Genomic DNA, 4,706 nt, shown 5'->3' on the forward strand with positions numbered 1-4,706 from the left:
GAATTCCTCAGCCTTGGCGATGGCGTCGGGGTGGGTGTCGGCGGGTAGGTCGCGGATGAAGGTTTGGATCGTGCGCAGGTGGTCACCGTCGAGGATCCCGGCATCCCAGGCTTTCGCGGTGGCCGGCAACACCGGGGGTACCGGTTGCCCGGTCAGGGTGATCCGTGGGGCGAGTTGTTCGGCGTCACGAATCCTCCGGCGGGCTTCGCGGCGGCTGATCCGCAGGCTATCGGCCAGGGCCACCGGTGGTGGGGGGCAGCCGGGCACATGCTCGTGCCCACACAGCAGTGACCCGGCCATCGCGACCTGGCGGCGCCGGGAGGTCTCCAACCGTTCCAACACCCGGTAGCGGTCCAGGGCGCCCACTGCGTCCAGATCGGCGGCACCGAGCATCTCGACCGCCTGGTCAAGCACCGCGAGCGCCTCGACTACCGAACTCATGTTCGAATAATAAAGCGGCGGTCCGACAAGAATTAGGCCGATTGGGGGACGGTCGATTCACCCTCCAGACCGACCGAACGGCGGACGGGAACACCGGGGCCCACAGGCCACAGTTGTCGTAACGCCGAAAACGTCGGTCCCACAACAAGGAGAACATCATGAACGGCAGAATCGCCCGCAGCATCAGCACCGCACTCGCCGGATCCGCTCTGGCAGCCGGCATCTTCCTCGGCAGTATCGGACTGGGTGCCGCGGCGCAGGCCAGCCCCACCGATGCCGGCGCCTCGACGTGCAATATGACGATGCCGACCAATGTCGCGCCGGCCGCCGGCGCTCCGAACAATATGACCCGGGCCGGAATGATCAACCGCTTGAATCCGGTGACGCCGGGGACCAACTCCGGCATGGATGCCGCGTGCACGGCCTCATAGAAAGGGCACTGGAAAGATGACTAGAACAGCAACGTTCATGAGCGCTATCGCCGCGGCCGGGATGCTCATCCTGGGCAGTCTGGGCGGCGCCGCAGTGGCTGCGGCCGACAGTCCGAGTTCAACAGTCACCGTTCAGAACGGCAGCACTGTCAGCGGAGTCGCGAACGACGGCGCCACCGTGGACGGGGACGGCACGCAGGGCAGGATCAGCGGGCCGTTCATCGTTGCCAAGCCACAGATCACGGTGGAGGCCTCAGCCGAGCAGAATCGGCCTTAGCACTTCCAGCACGCTCGCATCCTCAATGGTGGATGGCACCGGCTCGTCGTGGCCGTCTGCGATACCACGCATCGTCTTGCGGAGGATCTTGCCAGAACGGGTCTTCGGCAGCGCCGCAACAACATTGACCCGCCGAAACGCCGCGACTGGCCCGATCTCCTCGCGCACCGACGCGACGAGTTCCTTCTCGAGACCATCGGCTGATGCCCCGGCTTTGAGGACAACGAACCCGCGCGGCTCCTGACCCTTGATCTCGTCGGCCACTCCGATAACCGCACACTCGGCCACCGCGGGGTGGGCGGCAAGCACAGCCTCGATGGCACCCGTCGATAGCCGATGTCCAGCAACGTTGATGACGTCATCGATGCGGCCCATCACGAATAGGTAGCCGTCGGAGTCGATGTAGCCACCGTCTCCTGTCAGGTAGTAGCCGGGGTGCTCGCACAGATATGACGCCTCGAAACGCGCGTCGTCACCCCACAGCGTAGGCAGGGTGCCCGGCGGCAGTGGCAGGCCGATGCAGATTGCGCCCTCCTCGCCAGGCTCGCAACCGGATCCATCGGGGCGCAGAATCTGAACGTCATAGCCGGGCATCGGCACCGTGGGTGAACCTGGTTTCAGCGGAAGATGTTCGATCCCAACAGGATTAGCGGCAATTGACCAGCCGGTCTCGGTCTGCCACCAGTGATCGATGACAGGAATGCCGAGCTTCTCAGTCGCCCACGCGTAAGTGTCCGGATCGAGCCGTTCGCCGGCCTGGAACAGATACCGCAGCGATGACAGGTCGTAGCGGCCGATATGCGACCCGTCGGGATCCTCCTTACGAATCACCCGGATCGCAGTCGGTGCGCAGAAGAGCACCTTGACCCCGTACTCGGCCACCAGGCGCCAGAACGCGCCAGGGTCGGGCGTGCCAATCGGCTTGCCTTCGTAGAGCACGGTGGTGGCGCCGGCCAGCAGTGGGCCGTACACGATGTAGGAGTGTCCGACCACCCAGCCGACATCGGAGGCGGCCCAGAACACGTCGCCCGGTTCGATGTCATAGATGTTCTTCATGGTCCACATCAGCGCGGTGGCGTGGCCACCGTTATCGCGCAGGATGCCCTTGGGCTTACCGGTGGTGCCGGAGGTGTAGAGCACATAGAGCGGGTCGGTGGCCGCGACCGGAACCGGATCGGCAGGCGAAGCGGTGGCCATCACGTCGGCCCAGTCCACGTCGCGGCCCGGGGTCAGCTCACAGCGGTGCCGATCACGCTGCACGATCACGCAGGCGTCGGGCTGGTGCTCGGACAATTCGAGGGCGTGATCGAGCATCGGCTTGTACTCCACCACCCGGGACGGCTCGACACCGCAGGAGGCCGACACGATCACCGTCGGCCGGGCGTCGTCGATTCGGGTCGCGAGTTCGTGTGCTGCGAACCCGCCGAACACCACCGAGTGCACCGCACCCAGCCGGGCACAGGCGAGCATCGCGATTACCGCCTCCGGGATCATCGGCATGTAGAGCACCACGCGGTCACCCGCTCCAACGCCCAGCTCCCGCAGCACTCCGGCGAAACGTGAAGTCTCATGGAGTAATTCGCGATAGCTGAATACGCGTTGGGAACCGGTGAGCGGGGAGTCGTAGATCAGTGCCGCCTGGTCTCCGCGATCGGCGATATGCCGGTCGAGCGCGTTGAAGCAGGTGTTCAGCTCGGCATCGGGAAACCAGCGGTAGAACGGGGGACGGCTGTCATCGAGGACGCGCTCGGGTGCTCTGGTCCAGGAGACGGCCTTGGCCGCCTCGGCCCAGAAGGTCGCCGGATCGTCGATGCTGGCCTGGAAGAGCGCGCGGTATCCCACGGCTACGTACGGTAGCGCGGGCACGTCGCTATCGTCAGCGCATGCCCGCAGTGGAATTCGACGTCATCGATGACGAGATCGCCCGTGTCACCTTGAACCGCCCGGGGGTGCTCAATGCCATCGATGGCGAATTGCTCGACGGGCTCGACGACGCACTGGCCAGACTGGAGTCCGGCGACTACCGGGTGGGCATTCTGACCGGGGCCGGCCGCGGGTTCTGCGCCGGCGCCGATCTGTCCGGTACCGGAAAGCCCTGGACAGCACCGGCGGCCGCGTCGTTCAAGACGACCTACGACGCCCAGGTCCGGCTGGCCGATCAGATGACGCGGCTCTACGAGCTACCGGTCCCGGTGGTGGCCGCCGTCAACGGGGTGGCGGTCGGCGGAGGCCTGGCGTACGCGCTGCACTGCGACGTCCGGATCGCCGCGGCCGAAGCCAGGTTCGGGTCGGTGTTCATCAAGGCCGGGTTCTCCTCGATGGATATGGGAACCAGCTACCTGCTACCGAGGATCGTCGGTGCCGGCGTGGCCCGCGAACTGATGCTGACCGGTCGGATCATCGACGCGCAGGAGGCCTATCGCATTCACCTGGTGCACGAGGTGGTCCCGGCAGCCGGACTGATGGATGCAGCGTTGACGATGGCGCGCAGTATCGCCGCGAACAACGCCTACGGGGTGTGGCAGACCAAGACCGGACTGAACGCTGCTCTTGACGCGCCCAGCCTGCGCCACGCCAAGGAGATCGAGAATCGGACACAGGTGCTGTCCGGGTTCACCAACAATCCGCGCGAGGCCGCGATGTCACACCGCGAGAAGCGGACACCCAACTGGGATCCGCTGTAGCCGATCAGACTTTGGCGATGACGTTCTCGGCGAACCATTCCAGGTTGCGGATCTTCGCATCCAGCGGTTCGGTGTCGGGTCCGTTGATGTAGGGAATCCGGAAGCCGACGATGACGTCGGTGACGCCCTTGTCCTCGAGTCGCTTCACGCCGTCGACCGAGAATCCGTCGATGGAGATGACGTGGATCTGGAAGTCTTTGTCGGCGGTGCCCTCTTCTTCGCGGTACCGGTTGAGCTTGGCCATCAGCTCATCGAGATCTTCCTCGCCGCCGCCGTGCATCCAGCCGTCGTTTCGGGCAGCCCGGCGCAATGCGGCGTCGGCGTGACCGCCGATCAGGATCGGCAGTGGCTTGGTGGGGGCCGGCGTCATCTTGGTCTTCGGGATGTCGTAGAACTCCCCGTGGAACTCGAAGTAGTCGCCGGTCGTCAGACCGCGGATGATCTCGATGCACTCGTCCATCCGCTTGCCCCGCTTGGCGAAGGGCACACCCATCAGCTCGTAGTCCTCCGGCCACGGGCTGGTGCCGACGCCCAGGCCGACCCGGTTGCCGATCAGCGCCGCCAGCGAGCCTGCCTGCTTGGCCACGAGGGCGGGCGGGCGGATCGGCAGCTTCAGCACGAAGAAGTTGAAGTGCAACTTGGTGGTGACAGCGCCCAGGGCGGCGGTGATGACGAAGGTCTCGATGAAGGACTTCCCGTCGAGGAACTCCCGGTTCCCGTCGGGTGTGTACGGGTACTTGGAGTCGGATTCAAAGGGATAGGCCACGCTGTCGGGGATGGTCATGGCGTGGTACCCGGCGGCCTCGGCCGCCTGGGCCAGCGGGATGTAGTAGCTCGGGTCGGTCATTGCCTCGGCAAAGGTGAATCGCACAC

6 protein-coding genes are annotated in these 4,706 nt (G+C 65.4%); 3 read left to right on the forward strand and 3 right to left on the reverse strand.

The genetic code is table 11. From position 1 onward, the window contains the following. Positions 1-441, reverse strand: a 441-nt coding sequence (locus ACR2JI_RS15275; RefSeq protein ID WP_526391441.1) for a DUF222 domain-containing protein, incomplete at its 3' end; no start/stop codon positions are given. Positions 442-599: 158 nt separating this feature from the next. Between ACR2JI_RS15275 and ACR2JI_RS15280 the strand changes: the two genes are divergently transcribed. Both ACR2JI_RS15280 and ACR2JI_RS15285 read left to right on the forward strand, forming a co-directional pair. Then, the gene (locus ACR2JI_RS15280; protein WP_526391443.1) at positions 600-872 is read left to right on the forward strand and encodes a hypothetical protein; all 273 of its coding nucleotides are present in this window, start codon (positions 600-602) and stop codon (positions 870-872) included. A 37-nt stretch (positions 873-909) separates the two neighbouring features. After that, positions 910-1,149, forward strand: a complete 240-nt coding sequence (locus tag ACR2JI_RS15285) for a hypothetical protein (protein ID WP_526391445.1) — start codon at positions 910-912, stop codon at positions 1,147-1,149. Here the strand turns inward: ACR2JI_RS15285 and ACR2JI_RS15290 are convergent. Next, positions 1,126-2,991 (reverse strand): propionyl-CoA synthetase, encoded by a 1,866-nt coding sequence (locus tag ACR2JI_RS15290; RefSeq protein WP_526391447.1) that lies wholly within the window; start codon positions 2,989-2,991, stop codon positions 1,126-1,128. The two genes, ACR2JI_RS15285 and ACR2JI_RS15290, sit on opposite strands and share 24 nt — an antisense overlap. A 50-nt stretch (positions 2,992-3,041) precedes the next feature. Between ACR2JI_RS15290 and ACR2JI_RS15295 the strand changes: the two genes are divergently transcribed. Next, complete coding sequence (locus ACR2JI_RS15295; RefSeq protein ID WP_526391451.1) at positions 3,042-3,833, forward strand: enoyl-CoA hydratase/isomerase family protein; 792 nt, start codon at positions 3,042-3,044, stop codon at positions 3,831-3,833. Positions 3,834-3,837: 4 nt separating this feature from the next. On the opposite strand, the gene ACR2JI_RS15300 is transcribed toward ACR2JI_RS15295, so the two are convergent. Continuing rightward, entirely contained in the window at positions 3,838-4,704 is an 867-nt protein-coding gene (locus ACR2JI_RS15300) for a TIGR03619 family F420-dependent LLM class oxidoreductase (RefSeq protein WP_526391449.1), read from the reverse strand. Positions 4,705-4,706 lie beyond the last annotated feature (2 nt).

This window comes from Mycobacterium sp., assembly GCF_051006775.1.
Lineage (GTDB): Bacteria > Actinomycetota > Actinomycetes > Mycobacteriales > Mycobacteriaceae > Mycobacterium.

Excerpts from the sequence above, each read along its gene's own strand:
- ACR2JI_RS15285 (WP_526391445.1), top strand. The coding sequence starts at position 910 with ATGAGCGCTATCGCCGCGGCCGGGATGCTCATCCTGGGCAGTCTGGGC.
- ACR2JI_RS15280 (WP_526391443.1), top strand. The coding sequence starts at position 600 with ATGAACGGCAGAATCGCCCGCAGCATCAGCACCGCACTCGCCGGATCC.